The 19,343-nt window shown below is 66.1% G+C and carries 17 protein-coding genes; 7 read left to right on the top strand and 10 right to left on the bottom strand.

Annotated elements, in window-relative coordinates:
- The first annotated feature begins 19 nt into the window (after window positions 1–19).
- Both H4281_RS33810 and H4281_RS33805 read left to right on the top strand, forming a co-directional pair.
- A complete protein-coding gene (locus H4281_RS33810; protein WP_182894904.1) occupies window positions 20–1,162 on the top strand; it encodes an alcohol dehydrogenase catalytic domain-containing protein in 1,143 nt (380 codons plus the stop codon).
- Window positions 1,159–1,605 carry an acyl-CoA thioesterase gene (locus H4281_RS33805; protein WP_182894903.1) on the top strand — a complete coding sequence of 149 codons (447 nt, stop codon included), beginning with the start codon at window positions 1,159–1,161 and terminating at the stop codon, window positions 1,603–1,605. Before H4281_RS33810 ends, H4281_RS33805 begins: the two co-directional genes overlap by 4 nt.
- Window positions 1,606–1,669: 64 nt before the next feature.
- Here the strand turns inward: H4281_RS33805 and H4281_RS46650 are convergent, their stop codons facing one another.
- From H4281_RS46650 to H4281_RS46850, 3 genes are all read right to left on the bottom strand, one after another.
- On the bottom strand, window positions 1,670–2,068 hold the full coding sequence (locus H4281_RS46650; protein ID WP_312872229.1) for an AMP-binding enzyme: 399 nt from the start codon (window positions 2,066–2,068) through the stop codon (window positions 1,670–1,672).
- A 210-nt stretch (window positions 2,069–2,278) separates the two neighbouring features.
- On the bottom strand, window positions 2,279–2,737 hold the full coding sequence (locus tag H4281_RS33795) for an alpha/beta fold hydrolase (protein ID WP_220508212.1): 459 nt from the start codon (window positions 2,735–2,737) through the stop codon (window positions 2,279–2,281).
- A 130-nt stretch (window positions 2,738–2,867) separates the two neighbouring features.
- Window positions 2,868–3,425, bottom strand: coding sequence for a DUF4365 domain-containing protein (locus H4281_RS46850; protein WP_182894902.1), 558 nt, complete (start codon window positions 3,423–3,425; stop codon window positions 2,868–2,870).
- A gap of 378 nt (window positions 3,426–3,803) precedes the next feature.
- Between H4281_RS46850 and H4281_RS33785 the strand changes: the two genes are divergently transcribed.
- Window positions 3,804–4,178, top strand: coding sequence for a hypothetical protein (locus H4281_RS33785; RefSeq protein WP_182894901.1), 375 nt, complete (start codon window positions 3,804–3,806; stop codon window positions 4,176–4,178).
- Window positions 4,179–4,502: 324 nt separating this feature from the next.
- Here H4281_RS33785 and H4281_RS33780 read toward each other — a convergent pair whose 3' ends face one another.
- Window positions 4,503–5,036 (bottom strand): hypothetical protein, encoded by a 534-nt coding sequence (locus tag H4281_RS33780; RefSeq protein WP_182894900.1) that lies wholly within the window; start codon window positions 5,034–5,036, stop codon window positions 4,503–4,505.
- A gap of 305 nt (window positions 5,037–5,341) precedes the next feature.
- Here H4281_RS33780 and H4281_RS33775 point away from each other — a divergent pair, with 305 nt between their 5' ends.
- Window positions 5,342–9,148, top strand: coding sequence for an ALF repeat-containing protein (locus H4281_RS33775; protein WP_182894899.1), 3,807 nt, complete (start codon window positions 5,342–5,344; stop codon window positions 9,146–9,148).
- 147 nt (window positions 9,149–9,295) lie between these two features.
- Window positions 9,296–9,733 carry a hypothetical protein gene (locus H4281_RS33770; RefSeq protein WP_182894898.1) on the top strand — a complete coding sequence of 146 codons (438 nt, stop codon included), beginning with the start codon at window positions 9,296–9,298 and terminating at the stop codon, window positions 9,731–9,733.
- Window positions 9,734–10,280: 547 nt separating this feature from the next.
- On the opposite strand, the gene H4281_RS45855 is transcribed toward H4281_RS33770, so the two are convergent.
- On the bottom strand, window positions 10,281–10,844 hold the full coding sequence (locus tag H4281_RS45855) for a hypothetical protein (protein ID WP_246412488.1): 564 nt from the start codon (window positions 10,842–10,844) through the stop codon (window positions 10,281–10,283).
- Here H4281_RS45855 and H4281_RS33765 point away from each other — a divergent pair.
- Complete coding sequence (locus H4281_RS33765; RefSeq protein WP_312872228.1) at window positions 10,824–12,314, top strand: recombinase family protein; 1,491 nt, start codon at window positions 10,824–10,826, stop codon at window positions 12,312–12,314. The two genes, H4281_RS45855 and H4281_RS33765, sit on opposite strands and share 21 nt — an antisense overlap.
- A 781-nt stretch (window positions 12,315–13,095) precedes the next feature.
- Here H4281_RS33765 and H4281_RS33760 read toward each other — a convergent pair.
- Window positions 13,096–13,512: a hypothetical protein gene (locus tag H4281_RS33760; protein ID WP_182894897.1), complete on the bottom strand. Its 417-nt coding sequence runs from the start codon at window positions 13,510–13,512 to the stop codon at window positions 13,096–13,098.
- A 35-nt stretch (window positions 13,513–13,547) separates the two neighbouring features.
- Window positions 13,548–15,191, bottom strand: a complete 1,644-nt coding sequence (locus H4281_RS33755) for a caspase family protein (protein ID WP_182894896.1) — start codon at window positions 15,189–15,191, stop codon at window positions 13,548–13,550.
- Between the two features lie 119 nt (window positions 15,192–15,310).
- Here H4281_RS33755 and H4281_RS33750 point away from each other — a divergent pair, with 119 nt between their 5' ends.
- Complete coding sequence (locus tag H4281_RS33750) at window positions 15,311–15,679, top strand: hypothetical protein (RefSeq protein WP_182894895.1); 369 nt, start codon at window positions 15,311–15,313, stop codon at window positions 15,677–15,679.
- Here the strand turns inward: H4281_RS33750 and H4281_RS33745 are convergent.
- Genes H4281_RS33745 through H4281_RS33735 form a run of 3 tightly spaced genes read right to left on the bottom strand, consistent with a single transcriptional unit; the run spans window position 15,648 to window position 19,261 of the window.
- Entirely contained in the window at window positions 15,648–16,283 is a 636-nt protein-coding gene (locus tag H4281_RS33745) for a hypothetical protein (protein WP_182894894.1), read from the bottom strand. The two genes, H4281_RS33750 and H4281_RS33745, sit on opposite strands and share 32 nt — an antisense overlap.
- A gap of 36 nt (window positions 16,284–16,319) precedes the next feature.
- On the bottom strand, window positions 16,320–17,516 hold the full coding sequence (locus tag H4281_RS33740) for a hypothetical protein (protein ID WP_182894893.1): 1,197 nt from the start codon (window positions 17,514–17,516) through the stop codon (window positions 16,320–16,322).
- Window positions 17,513–19,261 carry a hypothetical protein gene (locus tag H4281_RS33735; RefSeq protein WP_182894892.1) on the bottom strand — a complete coding sequence of 583 codons (1,749 nt, stop codon included), beginning with the start codon at window positions 19,259–19,261 and terminating at the stop codon, window positions 17,513–17,515. The genes H4281_RS33740 and H4281_RS33735 overlap by 4 nt, the downstream gene beginning before the upstream one ends.
- Window positions 19,262–19,343: the final 82 nt, after the last annotated feature.

Genomic DNA, 19,343 nt, shown 5'->3' with positions numbered 1-19,343 from the left:
CGCAGTGAAAGGAACGTTCGTGAGAATCGAAGGCGCTGTGCTGCGCCAGTCCGATGCCCCGGCCCCCTATCGGGTCAGCCGACCGCTTGAGCTGACCGCGGTCGAGCTCGCCGAGCCGGGGGCCGGCGAGTTGCTCGTCCGGATCGAAGCAGCCGGAGTGTGCCACTCCGATCTTTCGGTGCTCGACGGCAACCGGCCGCGGCCGCTGCCGATGCTGCTCGGCCACGAGGCCGCCGGGGTCGTCGAGGCAGCCGGAGCCGGCGTCCGGGATGTGCAGACCGGCGACCACGTCGTTCTGGTGTACGTCCCCAGCTGCGGATCCTGCCGGTTCTGCGTCTCCGGGAAACCGGCGTTGTGCGCGACCGCGATGACCTCGAACGCCGCGGGCGACCTCGTCGGCGGCGGATCGCGACTGTGGGCGGGAGCCGAGGAAGTGCGGCATCATCTCGGGGTGTCGGCGTTCGCGACGCACGCGGTCGTCGACCGGTCCTCGGTCGTGGTCATCGACCGGGAAGTGCCGTTCACGACCGCGGCGCTGTTCGGCTGCGCGATGCTGACGGGCTACGGAGCGGTCAATCACACCGCGGGCGTCCGTCCCGGCGAGTCGGCGGTCGTTTTCGGCCTGGGCGGAGTCGGCCTCGCCGCGGTGATGTCGGCCGCGGCGGCGGGAGCGTGGCCGGTCGTCGCCGTCGATCCGGTGCAGGAGAAGCGAAAACTGGCGTTGGAGATCGGAGCGAGCCACGCCTGCGCACCGGACGAACTCGGCCTGGTGCAGCCGGACATCGCGCCGGACCGGTTCGACTGGGCGTTCGAGGCAGTCGGGTCGAGCGCCGTGTTCGAGGCCGCGTACGCAGCAACCGGACGCGGCGGAGGCACCGTCTCCGTCGGACTGCCCCACCCCGCGGCCGTGCTGCACCTGCCCGCGCTCAGCATCGTCGCCGAGAACCGCCGCGTGCTCGGTTCGTACATGGGCACCGCTCAGCCCGCAGTGGACATTCCCGCGATGATCACGCTCTGGCGGGCCGGACGGCTGCCCGTCGACCGCATGCTGTCCGCCGAACTGAGCCTCGCCGAGATCAACGAGGCGATGGACGAGCTGGCCGCCGGCCGAGCGGTCCGGCAGGTTGTCCGCCCGCACCGTCGAGGGGATGCGCACTCATGACGGTGCCGACCCGCGCGGATTTCGCCGTGTTCTCTCCGATCGCGCCGAGGTGGAACGACAACGACCAGTACGGGCACCTGAACAACACGGTGTACTACGAGTACTTCGATACCGCCGTGAACGGCTGGCTGACCGAACACTGCGGCCCGGTGACCGCGCTCGACGCGCTCGGCGTGGTCGCCGAGACCGGCTGCCGCTATCTCAGTTCCGCGTCGTTCCCAGCTTCCCTTGAAGTCGGATTCGCCTTGCGGCGGCTGGGAAAATCGAGCGTTGCCTACGAGCTGGCGGTCTTTCCGCGCGGCGCGCGCACGCCGCACGCTGTCGGGCATTTCGTCCACGTGTACGTCGACCCGGCAACGCGACGGCCGACCGTTGTCCCGGCACCCGTCGCCACCATCGTCCGGACGCTGCCGAAACAGCGCGAGCGCAGCGGGGCGCTCTGATGGGATGCCGAGCGGGCCGGAGGCGGTGGCGACGCGGGTCGTCACCATCGCCACCCGCTCCTGCTCAGGCAAGTTCGCGCTTGAGGATCTTGCCGGTGCTGGTCATGGGGATGCTGGTGCGGAACTCCACGATGCGCGGGTACTCGTAGCCCGCCATCCGCTCCTTGCACCACGACACCAGCTCCTGCCCGGACAGTTCCGTGCCGTCCTGCTTGATGACGAAGGCCTTGATCTCCTCGCCGTGCGGGACGCCGACGACAGCGACCAGGCTGACCGCGCGGTGGGTCATGGTGACTTCTTCGAGTTCGCGCGGGTAGACGTTGAACCCGCCGCGGACGATCATGTCCTTCGCCCGGTCGACGATGTAGCAGTAGCGTCCCGGCGGCCGATGTCGCCGGTCCGGAACCAGCCGTTCCGGATCGCGGCCTCGGCGGTGGAAGTGCCAGTGTCCTCCGTCGAGCACCCGTGTTCCCGGCTGATGGCCGGCGGCCGAGTCGTCAAGACGTGCAGCTCCTGACGGCTTACCTCGAAAGAATCGAGACGGTCTCGGAGAGCTGTCGTCTGCTTCTGCAGGCTCTTCGCGTGTCGCCACGTCCTGCTCCGAGCGTACTGAGCGGCATGCAGCGGGCCGCCTCCGTCGGCGGGCGGCCCGCGTTCGGGAGAAGGCAGAGCGTTAGATGGAACTGAAGAAATCCAAAACTCGTCGGTTGACGCCCTCCGGGTCCTCCGGCAAAGGACTGTGGCCGATCTTGGACATCATCCACAGCTGGGAGTTCGGCAGACCGTCAGCGAGCTCTCGAGCCCACTCCGGCGGTCGGCAGATGCACTCCTCGCCGGAAGTGACCAAGGTGGGCGCGGTGATGTCGGCCAGGATGTCCAGTGCGGAGTGCCGGCGGATAACCCCTTCCATCGCCGGGCGAAGGGCCGGGGTCAGGGCCGCGATACGCGAGGTCCAGAGTTCGACGTCGGCCTTGCCTGGATCGTTGAGAGTCGTCTCGCCAAGCATGATGCGCATGGTGGAGGCCAGCACGTCATCGACGAACCCGCGCTCGCCTACGTTGGCCACCCACTCGAGAAACTCCTCGAGCTGGCCGGCAGGTTCGGCTCGCGCCGAGGACCCGGTGAGGACCATGGAACTGACGGTGGTCGAGGAAAAGCGAGTGCAGGCAGACGACCGGGGGAAGGTCCAGTTCCCCGGTGTCGTCGACGTAGAGTTCAGTGTCGGCGACTGCGACGAGACCAGTGCTCATTGGTGCATCCCTTCAGCGTCGGGGAGGGGAGTGGCGGCCGTGGTTGCGGAGAAACGGCGCCGCCTCGGTGGACCGTGCGAAATCGCGTCGCACGCAGGAATCCTTCCGCTGCAAACTGATTCTGGATGGTAGGTCAGGTGATGGTGCGCTTGGCTGGTGAGACGAGCGCGAAGTCGCGGCATCGGTCCCGCGCGATCGAGTCGAAGCGCACTGCGATCGAGTGATGTGTCCAGAGCCGGAGCGTGCGGCAACGCCGCGCGGCCAGGATCTGACGTCAGCGCCGGGCCGTCTTGCCTTCGCGAGGATCGACCGACGGCACTTCGTGCAAATTGGGAGGCGGGAACACGGGGGTTCGCGCGACACTGCGCCGGTGATCAAGCCGCTCTTGATCTGCAAGGCGAGGAGCTTGCCCCGGACGGTTTCGCCGTCGACGACCTCAATCTGCGCGTCGACGCCGTAGTCTTCGGTCGGCTGCTCGCGAAACAGCCACCCAAGTTCACTCACGACAGCCAGCCGGGTTTGAGCCGGCCCGAGGCTCGCCGTCCTGGACGAGGGCTTCCGACGCGTCATCTGTGCGTCTTCTCAGCAGGATCCGGCCGTGCTGATTCCGGCCGGTGCCTACCATGGACCGGCCATCCGATCCTGGCCTCCCTGCGCACAGCCGTACAGCTCTCCGGATCGGCGCGAGATGTCGATCGAAGAAAATCTCCCAGCCTGCCGGACGGCAACGACGATGCAGCGTCACAGCCTGCGCTCCGCTGGGCAGTTCATCAGCCTGCGGAACACGCTGCAGCCGGTCTCCCAAACGGATGTCGGCAGGTTCGGCTGAGGTAACGCCGGCGGTGTCGGCGGCGACTTAGGGCCCGAAGACGCTGCTCGCCGCGCACGCCGGCGAGCAGCTGGCCTTGGGCGGCACCGTGATGAACTGCGGAGGCGCTGGCTGAAACCATGGGTTCCCAGGGCATCGACTACGCGGTGATCTACCGTTCGCCTGACGCCCCCGGCCGGCTGATCATGCCGGTCCCGGCCAGCTCCTGCATTCCCTCCGAACACGACTCGATCGACGTCACCATCGGAGCCCTGCTCGAGGTGCATACTTCAGTCCAGGACCGGACGACACGTCTGCTCGACCTTCCCGCCGGGAGAGTCGTCGTCCCCGTTCAGGAAAAGAAGACGATCCTGCGCAAGGAAGCCGACAACATCGACGTGCCGATCCTGCATCGGCAGGTGGCCGCCTGGATCCCCGATCCGAGAGGCCGTTCGGACGCCATGGTGGCTGTGTACTCGAACAACTGGCGGGATCGGGAACACGTCACCGTGTAGGTTTTGCCCGACTGCCGGCGTACCGCCGCTGACCGCGGACGCGGGGCCGACGGCGATCAGGCCGACAGTGACGGTGGCGGCCGCAAGAACGGCAACACGCGCCGAAACTGACACGGAGCGCCTCACAAGAGGTTCCTCGGTTCGAAATAGACGATGCTGCTTCGAAATCACAACGCGGCGCGGCGCGTCCACTGGTGGACGCGTCCATCGGTTCGTTCACACTTTTTGTTAGCGCCGTAGCAGCAATCGTTACCGTGGTGCTCGCGGGAGGGGTCTGGCGAAGAATGACCGCGTCGATGGCGTAGGCGATTACGCTATTCGGCACTATGAGGAGGTGTCCAATTGCAGGAGTGTTGTGGCGGCGCCGGGCGGGTTGGTGCCGATGCCGACCTGGGTTGTTCCGTTGGGATTGACGTCGACGGTGCTGTGCTGGCCGGCGTCAGTGGTCAATTCGGCCTTGAGTTTGTGTCCGGGTGTCTGCGTGACGCCGTCGCCGCGGATGGAGTAGACCTCGGGGATCTTCATGGTCAAGTGACCGGTGGCGCCGGTGACTCGGAAGCAGACGAGTCCATCGTTCTGTCGGCCGACGCGATTGCTGGACTGGACCGCGATCACGCCGGCGACATTGGGAGGGCAGTCGGTGATCACGATGTGGCCGTCGCCGCTGATCAGTTGCACGTGGTAAGTGGCGAGAACCTGGTCTGCGCCAGGGTAGGTGTAGTCCTCCACCAGCGCCGGCTGCTCGTCGGCCGTGCTGGACCCGGTGCCGCTGGCCGCGAGGGCGGCCGCGGTCGCCGTGATCGCCGTTGCGGCGACTACGGCGCCGATGACAATCGATGTCCGATAGAGCGGACGCATTTCTCCCCCTTGTGGAGTAATTGCGAGTCGTGAATGAGACCGGGCGATGAGTGCAAGCACTCGTGGTCGCGCCCGCGCGACGTCGAGAGAGTAGACACCCGCTATCTCCGGTTTCGCTACAGCTGTCGCCAAGATGTGACACCAGCCATAATGGCAAAGAGTTGTTAAAGTACAATTAAAATTACTTTGGTTGTAACGCAGCGGGCCTGTTGTCGATGAACCCGTCGGTGCCCCGGTGTTCTCTATCCGGGGTGGCTGCCACTGGTCTGTTGCCGGTTTGCGTTCTTCACTGAGGGGAATTTGGCATGCGTGGGGAAAAAACGCGGTTTCGCGCTGCCCTGACCGTGGCACTCACGGTCGTGGTGACTCTTGGGGCGGTCACCACACCGCAGGCGGTCGCGGAGTCTCCGCGTGTCGTTGCGAATCCCGCGCTCGCGGTGTCCGAGTCGCCTGGCGGCCGGCCCGTCTCGGATCGTGCGAAGGTGCTGACGCTGTGGCGGTTCGGGGGCCCGGCGACCAAGCGCGACGCGGCGGTGGCGTTGACGGGCACGGATTCGGACGTGACGACCTTCTTGACGACGCAGAAGGACCTGGACGCGAAGATCGACCGGGACATCCACGTCAATCAGCTCATGTCCGCCGGTGGCCCCGCCACGAAGACCGACGCCCAGCAGGTCCTGGATGCCAACACCGACGACGCGTTGAAGGCGTTCCTCGAGACCGGGTGGCAGGCACCCCGCAAGAACGACCTCACGTTGCGGGTCAACCAGGTAATGTCTGCCGGCGGCCCGCAGATCAAGGCCGCCGCGCAACAGGCCCTGGACGCCAACTCCGTCGACGCGCTGCAGGAGTTTCTGGACACCGGGTGGCGTATCCCGTTCAAGATCGATCAGAATCTCAAGGTCAACCAGGCTATGTCCGCCGGCGGCCCCGAGGTGAAAAGGGCTGCGCAGCAGGCGCTGGACGCCAATGCCGTCGACGGGCTCAACCAGTTCCTCGCCATCGACCTGCCGGTCGCGCAGGCCCGCGACGCCGAGACCGCGACGATCACCGACCTGGTCTCGACCGCCAAGGCCGCCTCCGAGCAAGCGGCCACCGAAACCCAGGCCGCCAAGCAGGAATCCGACCGTGCCGTGGCCGCGGCCGCCGCCGCGCAGAAGGCGGCACAGGCCGCCAAGGACGCCGCCGGTGCCGCGCAAGGACACGCGGGACAGGCCACCGACGCCGCCAACCGCGCCGCGTTCGCCGCCGATCAGGCCGCCGCCACCGCACGCCAGGCCATCGGCGCCGCGAACGCCGCCTCCAGCGCAGCGCACACCGCGGCGGCAGCGGCATCCCGCGCGGCCGCGGCGGCGGCACAGGCAGGCCGGGCCGCAGCCAACGCTTATCACGCCGCTGAGGCAGCCATCACCGACCGGGACAAGTCCGAAGGAGCAAAGCAGGCCGCGCAGACAGCCCGGGACGCGGCACTCGGGGCGTCGAGGGCTGCGGACGCGGCACGGTCGGCGCAGACCGCGTCACAGGCAGCCGAATCGGCCGGGGCCCTCGCGAAGGACGCGGCCACCCAGTCCAGGACTGCCGCGGACGCGGCGACCGACGCCGCCAACAGCGCGGCCGCCGCAGGCGCTGATGCCCGGCAGGCCCAAGCCGCGGCGGCGACCGCGCGTGCCCAGGCCGCCCGCGCGGTCGCGGCCGCCAACGCCAGTCAGTCCTGGGCGCACCAGGCCAGCCAGGCCGCCGGACAGGCTGCGGACGCCGCGAACGCCGCGGCGGCGGACGCGACGGCCGCCGCACAGGCCGCGGACGAGGCCGCAGCGCACGCCGGCGAAGCAGCCGACGCCGCGCAGAAAGCCACCGCGCACGCGAACGCGGCCACGGCCGCGGCGAACACAGCGGTCGCCGCGGCCACCCAGGCCGCCCAGATCGCCCGATCCGCACGCCAAGCCGACGACGACCGGATCGCGCTGGCCGCCCAGGTCGCCGATGACGCCGCCCGAGCCGCCGCCGCAACGTACGCGGCACAGCCGAAGCCACCGCGGTGGGACCTCGACCAGGCCAGCACCTGGGACGCGGACACCACGCGGTTGATCGGCGAGGCAACCACCGCGGGAACCGCACGAGCGACCATCGTCACCGACGCGCGCAAGGTCGCCCTCACCCTCGCCGGAACCGCAGGGCCGTGGACGAAAGCCGCAGCCGCCGCGGCGCTGTCCGGCACCGACGACGAAGCCGCCGACTTCATCACCACGGGTCTGCCTGCGGCGGCAGGCCAGGACGACCGGGTCATCCTCGGAGACCTGAGCGATGCCGGGACCCCCGCCTTCCAGAAGGCCGCCGCGGCGGCACTGGCCGGATCCGACACCGACGTCCGGGACTTCCTGCGCACCCGCGACTACCCCGACCGGAGGATGGACGACAACCTCCAAATCAACCAGATCATGTCGGCCGCTCGCACCGCCGGACGGACCGTGGTCGTGCAGGAAGCGCAGAAAGCGCTGGATGCCAACACTCCACAGGCACTACGTGAGTTCATCGACAGCGGCCAGTACGCCGCGCTGAAGATCGACGACAATCTCAAGGTCAACCAGGTGATGTCCGCCGCCCGCGCCGCGGGCGAGCGGGAAGTCGTCGCCGGTGCGCAGGCCGCCCTGGACGGGCCACCGATCCTGCTGCACGAGTTCCTGACCGTCGGTCAATACACTGCGGCACGCCGCGATCAGAACACCTCCGCGCACAACTCTGCCATCGACAGCCTGCTCGCTCAGGTCTCGAGCGCCGCCGCGACCGCTACCCACGACGCCGACGACGCCCAAGCCGCAGCAGCTCGCGCACGCAACGCCGCCGACGAGGCGACCGGCTACGCCAGCCAGGCCGCCGAAGCCGCGACCCAGGCACACAAATACGCCGACGACGCCAAAAGTGCCGCCGACCGCGCAGCAGCGTCCGCGCAACAAGCGCAAGACTCAGCCAGCACCGCCTCCCGCGCCGCGGCATCCGCCATCGCCTCCGCGGACCAAGCCACCCGCTCCGCCGCCTGGGCCCAGCACTCCGCACAGGTTGCCGCAGGATATGCCCAGGATGCTGCCGCGTCCGCGCACGCGGCACATCAAGCCGCCATCGAAACGAACCAAAATGCCAGGGACGCCGCCGCCGCCGCTCAGGCCGCCTGGCAGAGTGTGGCGACTAAGGCTGCGGCCGAAAAACAGCAAGCAATCCAACAACGGCAGGCACAATGCCAGGACAGCGTGCGTCTTACCGCGTCTATCGGCATGCTCAGCTCAGCCGACTGTGCCCTGCTGTTCACCGGCACCAAAGCTGATCAGCAACGCATCCTCAGCCATCTGCAGGAACTCTGCCGCGCTACTAACACGCCGGGCAGCGAAACCCTCGCGAACTGCTTGGATCCCCGAAACCTGCTCAGCCCTAACTACACGGTCAAACCGGTCAGTGCGGAGACGCCCACCTGGGCGGAGGTGACCGGCGGGATCGTTCTGGTCGGGCTTGTCACCCTGGCCTGCCCGGAGTGCGCACTGTCCGACGTACTCGGCGGCGCAGCAGTCGAAATCGGCGGCGGTACTCTGGAAATAACGGAGCTGCTCGGATTGGCCGAAGCGGCAAGTGCGGGAGCCCGATTCATCGATATCGCGGGAGCCCAGGCCACAGCTCAGGCCGGTAGAGCAGCGGATCTGGCGGTGGAAGCCGTAGCCGCTGAAGGGCGGCTGTCTGCTGCGGCAGACAAACTGGCAGCGCAACAACAAAGTATCGACCACATCGTTCTGGGCTCCCGATACCACGGTCTTGAAGACTTGACCACCAGGCTCGGTGGGCGAAATCTCCTCGACGTCGAAACCTGGCGCGAAGAAGTACGAATATCGGCACAACTCCTGAAAATGGGCGACAAAGATATCAAGGTCTCCTTCTCTCTCGACGGCCTAAGCGGTGACACTCCAGCGGAAATTCTGCACCGAGCGATGATTCAAGACGCACGCGGCGTGGCAATTCCTACCGAGTGGGAGTTGGTAGAGTATGCACACGCCGGAGTGTTGAATAAAATGGATATTTACATGAATGGAAAGCTGATCACGCCAAATCCTTTTCCCCCGGCTTGGTGAATTCGGGGCGCTCGCAGCGGCGGCGGCCTCGGCAAATAGCGCCCTATGTCAGATCGGCACGAGGTGTGCACGTCTGCATGTCGTAGCACGGGTGTGGTGTGTTACCGTTGGCGGCGCATGGTTGCGCGTCAAAGTCAAGCAGAATGGATGATGCACGTGGCTACACCAGGGCGCCTGCCGCTTACGCTGAACCGTAAGTTTCACTTGTCGAACTATGTCAGCTCGCACGCTCAAGTGCTGCTGAGGAGCGGGCGAAGCGGCTATCATGACGGTGAATATCTGAAATATGACTCCATGGTGGATGTCCTGTTTAAGAACGTCTCGGCCCTTGCTGTGGTTGACAGTTACTACCCGCTTGTAATCTCAGAAGCGGAGCCGTCGGACTTTGAAAGGTTCAGCGCGCTGTTGAACGTTGAATTGGGTAATCGAAAGCTTTATGTGCTTCGGGGATCCGATTCCATGGGATACATCGTCGCCGGCGCGTTGTATTGGGCTGATGATCCCGAAGGATCTGCTAGTGAGGAAAGTGTATTGCTCGGCTATCAGCGTGCTCGGGCTGTTGAAGTATTTGAGGCACGTTCGTGAATAAGGTATCGCGCGGTTCCCGGTTAACGCCAAATGGCCTGCTGTGAACTTTGCTGGTTAAAGCGCTGGTCTCCGGTCTGTCGAAGGTGACTTTTGGCCATTGACTATCGGGCTATCTCCGGTGCCGTGACCGTATTCACCTTTCTCCTGGGTGAGGCCGCAGAAGAGTGCGGAGGCACCTTCGCGGGGTTGGTCTTGGGTGCCGGTGGCCGGACTGTTTTCGCCCAGCCCGATTTGCAGATCGTGTCCTGGACGCTATCTTGACGCGCGCTGGCTCCACCCTTTCCGGCGTGCACTTCGGATCTGGTAACGGCTGGTCGTCCCGTGTTCGTGGTGTGCACGTACCCGCGGCGGGTATCGACGTGGCCAGGTCGCCTATGGGCAGCTCTTGCCGGGCCGTTCAAAGCCGACATGGTGCGCGCTAGCGGGACAGTGGGCCGCAACACGGCGTACTGCCGGTGCACGGAGGGACGTCACTCCGGCAGCGGGAAGTGGGTGTAGTGGCCGGTGTCCGGGATCCGGATCGTGCCGGCACGGCCGGCGCAGATCAGTCCAGTTCCGTGATCCAGTCGACTTCGACAGGTTCACGGAGTTCCAGCGCGATCCGGAACTTCTCGGGATCGCTTGCGGTGACTGTGAAAGGGAAGCCGGGCCCCTGGACGGTGTGCAGCCGCACGGGAACGCCGTCGAGATCCAGGACGAACCGACGCGGTTCCAGGACTTGGCGGGCGGAGGAGACGGGCGGCATCGGTCGTGCCGGGCGGCGTGCCAACACGACCGGCCGCAATGCGGCGAGAACGACCGCCTGGGCGCTGCGGCCCTCGACGAGGACGGTCAGAGTGTCGCTCCAGCCTTGCCGGCTCGCGAAATCCGGGCGGTCGGCGAGATCGAGGCACTCCTGTCTGGTCAGGCGCTTCGGTTCGGGAGGCGGGGGAGCGCTCTCAGCCGGCGGAGCATCGTCGAGCAGCACCACGAAGGAAGACGAGGGCTGAAGAACGGTGACGACGAGCGGCATGCCCCCGTCCTGGCGCACGGTGCCACCCACGTAGACGTCGCCGCCGACGGTGCCGATCTGGACTACGGATATGTCGTGGTCGACGCTGGTCCGCACCCGAACCCGCGCAAAGCGGCGGAGGGTTTTCGGTTGCGCGTCCTGGCGATCGAAGAGGAGACGGCCGCTGTTGTCCGGCGGATTTTCACGGAGTATCTGAACGGAAATGGCGACCGCGCGATCGCCAACGGGCTGAACCGAGACGGGATTCCGTGTCCGTCGGCGCGTCGTCCCGAGCAGAACCGGCATCGCCTCGCGGACGGTTGGCAGGGCAGCACGATCCGGTCGATTCTGGAGAATCCGCGGTACACCGGGTACGCGTTCTTCGGTAGGTGGGCGCGGCAGGAGATGCTGCTCGATCCGGACGACGTCGCGGCTGGGCATGTGACGCGCTTCCGGCGCGCTTCGGCTGACCGGGTGGTCCGGTCACGCAAACCAGCGCATCCCGAGATCATCTCTGTCGAGGACTTCACCGCGGTTCAGCTCTCTCGCCGGTCTCGCGCCGCGGGCGGCCTCGAAGCGCGTCGGAAGCTGGAGCGAGGACCGAAGGCAACGAAGTGGACGTACGCGTTTCGCGGACGAGTCCGGTGCGATCACTGCAAGCGCAAGATGGAGGGGACGCCGCGGGACACGCGGATCTACTACCGCTGCGCCGCCCGGACGCTCGTCCCTGGGTCACCGGCTCTGGCTGATCACCCGAAGAACATCTATCTGCCGGAAGCGGCGTTGATGGATCCGCTGAACAGCTACATCCATCACGCATTCTCTGAGGAGCAGCGTGATGCGACCGTGGAGGCAATGCTCGGCGTCGCTGGCGATGTGAACGTCAACCCACGGCGCACGGCGGATGCCCAGCGATGGCTGACCCAAGCGAAAACCCGATTGGCGCGGCTCACGCAGGCGATCGAGGCCGGGGCCGACCTGGAAGCGCTGATCGAACCCCTGAACCGCGCGAGGGAGGAGCGCGACGCGGCGGCAGAGGAGCTGGCGAGGACTCCAGCCGGTTCAGAGCTGGGGAGAGCGGATGTTGAGGCGCTGGTCGACTCGTTGGCGGATGCCGGGAGACGGGTGATCAGCGCGAGCCCGGCCCGGCTGCAAGAGCTGTACGAGGAGATCGGCCTGGAACTGGTCTATAACGCGAGAGAGCGGATGGTCGCTGTGACCATCCGCCCACCCCGTAGGGTTAGTACGCGTGTCCGAGGGGGGACTCGATCACTGTTGCTGGCGAGAATTCCCTTCGAAAGGGAATTCGTCATGCTGCGAGTCTATCAGATTCGTTCTTCCTGGATAGGAATCCGTTGTTGTTGTGGGCGCGTGGGTGAGGTTCGTCGGCTAGCGCGGCGGAGTCGACGGCGTTTTGCGGTGCGCGGCGGTGGAGTTTGGCAGGAGGCAAGCGGAGAGCCTGGTTTGTGGTTGGTCGACTGGTCACGAGATCCTCCGCAGCCTCGAGTCAGGGGTGTTGAGGCACGCATCCTTATCGACGAACTGATGCGGTGCGGTGGGATCGGTCGTTGTGGTTGCCGGTGTTGAGTGAGGACGGAAACTTTCTTGTGCGGAGGCCGCGTCCTCGCGGCAGGCGGGTCGCGTCGAGCCGGACCGCGCGGCAGGCGGCGGTAGCGGGGTCTGCCGATTCGACGGCGAGGGTGGCGACGGCAGCCGGAGCCGTTGACGAGGATCCGTGCGGAGCCTTCTTCCCAGAGTTCCGCGAGTTTGGCGCGGTGGACTCCGGTGCGCGCGAAGCCGAGCGCTGACAGGACCGGGGCCAGGGAATCGTCCGCGGACAGTTCGACGAAGTCCGATCCGTGGACTTCCGGCGCGGGCTGGGCGACCGGGTCGGGGCGGCGGTCGCTTCGGCGAGGGCGAGCAGGGGCCGGTGCGCGTCGACGGCGGTGCGGTCGGGATCGGCCTGGTGGAAGACATCGTTGAACACTTCGAGCGACAGCGGTCCGGCGGCGAGCACGGGTGCGAGGGAGCCGGACAGGTCGAGCGCGCCTTGCCCTGGAAAAGCCGGTGGTGCGGCTCCACTGCAGTACGTCCATCGACAGGTTCGGCGCATCGCGGGCTGGAGGAAGAACAGCTTGTCCCCGGGGTGTCGGCGGGTCCGAGCCGCGGGTCCGCTGGCGAGGAACTGCATCGAGGTTGATGCCGTTGTCGTTCGACAGTCGGGAAACTCACCAGTCCTTGTTGCGCATACGACCTCCTCGAATAGGTCCGGCGGTAGGCGCGCTGTGGTCACAAGCGTGGCTGATCGCGGCTCTATCGTGCGGATGTACCTCTAGAACAGTCTACGGATGTGACCCTCGGCTGCTGCTCATTGACGCTGAATCTCGCCATCCTGGAACTTACCCACGTACAGTTCGCCGAACCGACGCCACTCGTCGGCTGAGGCGCGTTCGTCGGCGAACTGTTCGAGGCACTCCTCGATTTCGCTCAGCTCCCACCCTTCGGCGAGACAAGGCCTGGCCCAAGGCCCGTCGATCTGCCAGCGGCCCGCGCCCCAGCGGCGACCTTCCGATCGATGAAGAGCCAGGTAAAAGAGGTTTCCCGGGTCGACGGCGCGGGCGAGTGATGGGAAGGCCTTGGCGGGCCCCCAACGTCTCCATACCGAGTTGAAGTTTAACTCCAGCGTGGTCTTCACCGCGGACAGCGCCTCAACCCTGGCAGCGAGCACGCTCAGTGCGGCTCCCTCGACGACGTATCGGACTTGCTGATCTTTCGACTCGCCCATTCCGCGACTCTAGCCGGACAGGCGGCTGGTGGGGCTCAGAAGCGCCACACCAGCCAGTTCATCAATGTCCTGCCTAACTCGTCGAGCCACACCCAGTGGGGTTGTCGTGCCTGCAAAAATGCTGTAGTTCCCGCCAGGAGGAAGCAGAGTGCCCAGTAGAACCTGGCGAACTCCGCGAGCGCCGCCGCGATCCCCGTCGCCGCGAGGATTCCCAGAATGGCTGCCCACGTTGGAATCGGGAGCCGGAAGAGGGCTATCGCACTTCCGGCGGTAATGATCAGGGCTGCACCGGGAACAAGATCCAGCGCCTCGTCCGGATCCGCGAACAACAATCCGGCGAAGGCCAGTACGAGAAGCACGACGGTGCCGACTCCCAGCCAGCCCGCACCGATCACACCCGCGAAAGTCGACGTCGCTAAGAGCGCAGCCGGATACAGCCGAAGCTCGGGGGAGATGTCCAAGTCCGCTGCCATCCAACCGAACGCCATTTCGGCGAGCAGGACAACGCCGACGACGAGCATGCTGACGAGCAGGGCACCGAGGTCTCCCCAACCGAAGCCGGCGAGGTCGCCTATCCGGCCGAACGCGTTGCCCATCAGGAACGGGAGAGCTGCGAGGAGGAACGCGACCCCAGCGCTGGCCAGGCCCAAGACGCATCCTTCGGGAGACAGGTCGGTCGTGCCCAGTGCGGTCAGCGGCGGATCGTCATCCTCGGACGGCGATCTCTCCGAGTCGGCCTCGTCCGAAGCCAGGAGCGCGCGAGCACGCCCGGCGATCTTCGGGTCCGGGTCGTCGGCCAGGAATTTGAGCAGTTCGTGCGCGTCGGGGTTCGCTTCGCCTTGCTGCTCGATGGTGCTCAGCAGCGTGGGTCGCATGGCAGGGTTGTTCACGGCGATGTCGACCAGCGTCGAGCGGGCACCCGGTCGCTGGGGAGCGAAGGCGACGGGAAGCTTGCCCTCGGTATCGAACTTCCCTTGCGGGCGCTGCGGAGAGGGGGACTCCCGGACCTTGTCGAAGACGTGATCGTAAAGTTCTTGCGCGTCGATGATCCCGTCGGCGTTCCGGTCCGCCTGTCCGCTTTGCAGACCTTCCACAAGTATCCCGGTGAATATCGAAGGCGGTGCCGACCCGGTCACCGTGGGCGTTGCGTCGGTGCCGGTCTCATACGAGTACTGCACGGACGAGGACGAGGTAAGGACCGCGCGGCCCTTGCCTCTCAATTGCTGGATCGCGTGAACCTGGTCGTCTGCTCGGTGCCGGAATCCCGAGGGGAACGCGCCCGCGTAGCAGCAGTCGAGTACCACCACGACGTGATTGCTCCGGCCCTCGTCCATGCGTGCGCGGACCCAGTCCCCGTCGATCGTGGTGGACTGGAGCAACTGCGCCTTTGAGTCCCGCATGACGAAGTGCAGGCGACCGTCGTCGCTCTTGACGCCGTGGCCCGAAATGTACAGCAGCCTGACATCGTCGAATTCGGATTCCGCGAAGAACTCGTCGATGGCGACACGAACCTCTTGGCAATCAGCGTCGTGCAATGCGGAAACCGCATAGTTGCCGATCAAGGGATCCTTCAGGACGGCCTCCAGCGCGTCGGCGTCCGCTTTCGGAGATTTCAGCTGGGCGAAGGTTTCGTCGGTGTAGGACTCCGTTGTGACAATGAGCGCAAATCGTCCCCCCACGTTCGCTCCAGCCTTCCGCTCAGATCAACGCCGATTATCGTACAAGCGTCGTGATTGCGTGAGCACGCCATGTGGCATTCTGGTGCTCTCGACCGAAAGGTGTGCAAATGCGGGCAACGGTGCTGGTGGGCGTCGACGGCGGCGACGTCGAGGAGCTCGATCGTTCGACTCGAACGCTCCGGCGCGAACTCCTGGCCGCCGAAATCGATGCGCAGCTGCCGCGCGACGGCCACGTTCGGGCCGGTGCGAAAGGCGGAGCGATGACCGTCGGGAGCATTGTCGTCTCCCTCGCCGGCTCGGCGGTCCTGAGCACTGCGCTGAAGGAGGTCATGCAGGTCGCGAAGGCGTGGATCGCGCGCGGACGCGGACGGCGGATCAGCGTGACCATCGGCGATCGGGTTCTTGAAATCTCGGACGTCGAGCCGGACCAGCAGCAGCGCCTTGTGGACGCGTTTGTCACGGCCGTCTGCCAGGACCAGCCGAAATGAGCGGGCGTCGGCTGAACGCAACGCCCGCGACTGTCAGCTGCTTCGCAGTGCGGATGCCGCGGGAGCGAGTTCCCTTGCGGCGGTGTCTCCGGAGGTGACGGTGGACCAGGAAGTGCGCCTCGACCGCGTTCGGCCAGGTGCTGACTCCGGCGACGGTCGCGATCGCCAGGTCGAGCGCGGCGGTCGAGGCGGAGACGGTGGTTCCGGCGAATGCCTGCGTGAAGGTCATCAGCAGCCCTAAAGCCGCGATCGTCGCGGTCTTCCCGAGCAAGAGGCTGACCTGGCTGCGGATGTTCTCCGGAAGATTTCCCAGGTCCGCGAGCAGTCTCGCGATGACGATGACCGCCAGCGGAAGGCAGACGATCGCCAAGGCAAGAGCGAACAACGGGTCCCTGCGACTGATTCCGCCGACAACGCAGGTCGCGAGCACGCCGCAGACCATCAGCGCGGTCAGCAATTGGTCGTGGCACCGGAAGCGTTGCAGGTTCCGGTCTCCCAGGCTCGGCTTCCTCAACCGCAATCGCCCCGTATTTCGGTACTGCGGACGCGTGTTGCTGGCTATATCGTGCAGCTCGGCGATCGCGAATTCGGATTCAACTGCCACCGGGGTCCTCCCGCCCTCGTCGGGAACATGATCGGCTCATTTGCCAGTGAGCTGGAGCAGTCGCCGCATCGGTCCGGGGTTCAGCCGGCGTTCGACGGCTATTACGTACTCGGCGGCTTCGACGTCGATGCGCACCAGCGACTCGATCCAGCGCCGATGGTGGTTCCGGGCAGGGGCCCGGACAGGTTCGTGTGCGGAGTGCACGAGCAGAATGCGGCCGGTGCCGTCGAAACGGGCGAACGTGCGCTCGGGTGCCTCGGGGCGGCGCATGATCTCGAGATCCTCGGCTACCGAATTGTTCTGTTCGAGCAGGTGTTCCAGGAGGGCTCGTGCCCGCAGCGGGGCGGTGCGCACCAGCTGAAGGCGCTGATCGTAGGCGGAGGAAGCATCGGAGACTGTTTCCTTCGCTCGTTGCCAAGCTTCAGCGAGGGCCTTCCGGCGCAGTTCGACGGTCTCGGGCTCGATTTCGGGGTCGAGCAGGTCTTCGGAGAGTTCCCGCGCATGATGTGCGAGATCGTCGGCGATGGGCAGCAGCTGGGACAACAGGCTGTAGGCCTGTGCAGTCGCTTGCTTCCCATATTCTCCGACCCCGCGAATGTCGATCGCTCTGCTCACCGACAGGACAACGCTGACCACCCCGAGGAGAGCGAGCACGAAACCGATCCATGCCTGCGGGGTGGGACCTGACGCCCGGACCAGCCATTGCGTGCTCGCTTGGAGCAGCTCTCCCGCCCGGCCGAACAGCATGACGAGCACGAGGGCCACCATGTTGGGGACATTGGCGCCGACGAGACCGCGGATGAGGTCAGTGACGGCGTTCGCCACGGACCAAGCCAACGTGTACACCGCAGTCACGAGCCATCCGGTGATCGAGCGCCGAGAGTGCCGTCGGCGAGGGCCGAACAGTTGCTGGCGCCGCTGTGCGAGATGCTCCGGGCCGTAATCGACGGTCGGCCATCTCCAGCGCCTCGTCGATGCCTCGTAATGCAGTCTGGCCAGGACGCTCAGCCGTTTGAGAATGAGATCGTCGGGTGCGGTGCGGATCAGGGACAGTTTCTGGACCACGGTGTCGCCGGTGAATTTCAGCGCGAGGAATATCCCGTGCACGACGGTGATCGCGAGCCGGGTGACGACGAGCTGGGCGACCAACACCGTCCACAATCCGCCGGGGAGCCCACTTATGGTGAGAAACCGTTCGATGACGGAGTAGAACCCTCGGATCGCGTCGATCAACGCGTCCCCTGTCCGTGCTTCGCCTGCATCTCGGCGAGGTATTTAGCGTGAGCTGCTTCGGCACTCCGGACGTCTGCCTCGACACAGCTGCGCACCCACGCTCCGTCCAGGCGCAAAGCACCAGTCGCCGTTCGCAGCCGACGCACGAGTTCGCTGCCATCCGGGGTGCCGAAGAGCGACACGGGATCCAGTCCGGACGCCGAGACCAGCGATCGGTACAAGTACCCTGGCATTTCGACCCCGGACCCGTAACTCAGCTGAGCGTACGCGTCGGCAGGCAACGGCTCGACGGTCGTTTCCCCTCCGGAATTACGCACGATGAAGACCGGAACATTTTCGCCGGGCTGATCCGCAGCTATCGCCGAGAAGTCGGTCTTCGGGTGCTCGAGCCCGATCCCCGGCCATTCGGCGGCGACGCAGAACTCCCGGTTTGGCGCGTCCCAACCGGTTGCGACATAGCGTCCGTGCACATCGCGATAGCAGCGTTCGGTGCGCCAGAGTCTCTGTTTCAGCGCGTTGAGCCGATGCGACGGCGGGTCTTCGGTGCTGATCGGGATCAAGGAACTAAGCCAGCGCCGCATAAGCGGACCGTCTCCGCGGAGAGCGCGTACGTGAACTCCGTGTCCGGGCCAAGGCAGGTTTTCCACCGCGCGCGAGATCGCGTTCAGCGCGTGTGCCCAGACGTCGATGTCGTCGAGAGCACATCGGTCGGCAGCTTCGAGGAGCGGCAGGTATTCCTCCTGCGGAACTTTTCCGGGATGGCTTGCCGTGGTCCGGTCCAGCAGTTCGAGAATGTCGCGCGGTACGGCACCGGTCATCCGGACTGCCCACTGCCAGTGATCCTCCGGAACACGAGGCGAGCTGGGGACAGCGAATTCCAGCTCGTCCCGGATCTGGCGCGAGATCTGGCCGAACAGCACGGGGTACATCTCCGGCACCTCCAGATCGGAGAGGTGCCGGAGTCCGGAGAACAGGTCCCGGAAGCCGCGGGACGACGCGGTGGTCTCCACGGTCTGCGTGGTGGCGGCCCAACCCTCAACGAATCGCCAGGTGCGTGCTGCAGCGGGCCAGGCCGGGACCGGCGCGCCGAGCAACTTGGCCACCGTGCGCGCTTCGTGGTCTCCTGCGGGGCGAGTGCTGACCTCCCACTGGAGCCGCCTACGGGGCCTCCAGGGGAGAAGGCTTCCCGAGCGCAGGGACTTGCCGGAGAGTGCGACCTGGGCGTATCTGGGTTCCTCGCGGTCAGGGCCGCTAATCGGCACGAACACCCTCGCGTGCCGCCACCACACCGGAGCGAGCACCCGCGACACAGCGCCAGCGGCCTCAAGCGGAAAGGGGTGCCTGCTGTCGAACTCGCCCTCCTCTCCCAGCTCGAACACGAGCGCGATGTGGCCCGGTGAGTGGTCCCAGACGATGACTGCGAACTCTCGAACGCTGGATTGCCGTTCGCGTCCGATTTCGACGCGATGCGCTCCGAGGAACGGCGTGTCGTCCTGTGCGGTCCAGGACTCGCAGTCCTCGCTTTTCAGGATGTCACAGTCAGCTGCCCAGTTGTCGAGCGCTTGGATGGTGATGGGGCGCGGGAAGAGCTGCCGGACTTGCCGCGCTTGGCTGATCGAGATGCTAAGGTGCCGCGCGATGACGTCGTCGGCGAGTTCCCGGCCGTAATGGTCGTCTGAGCCGAATCGTTCCCACCAGGTACTGCTTGTCGGGGCCGAGGGAATCGGCTCGTCGGTGGTTGCCACGGCAGAAGCGCCTCCCCAGGCCTCGTGCGTTCCCGCAGCTTACCGCCTTTGCGTGACAGGCGTGGGATTTGGCGGCTGGACT

Origin of the sequence: Amycolatopsis dendrobii, assembly GCF_014145675.1 — a bacterium.
Taxonomy (GTDB): Bacteria; Actinomycetota; Actinomycetes; order Mycobacteriales; family Pseudonocardiaceae; genus Amycolatopsis; species Amycolatopsis dendrobii.
The sequence above is the reverse complement of the archived record's forward strand: the minus strand, read 5'-3'. Positions and strand labels throughout refer to the sequence as shown.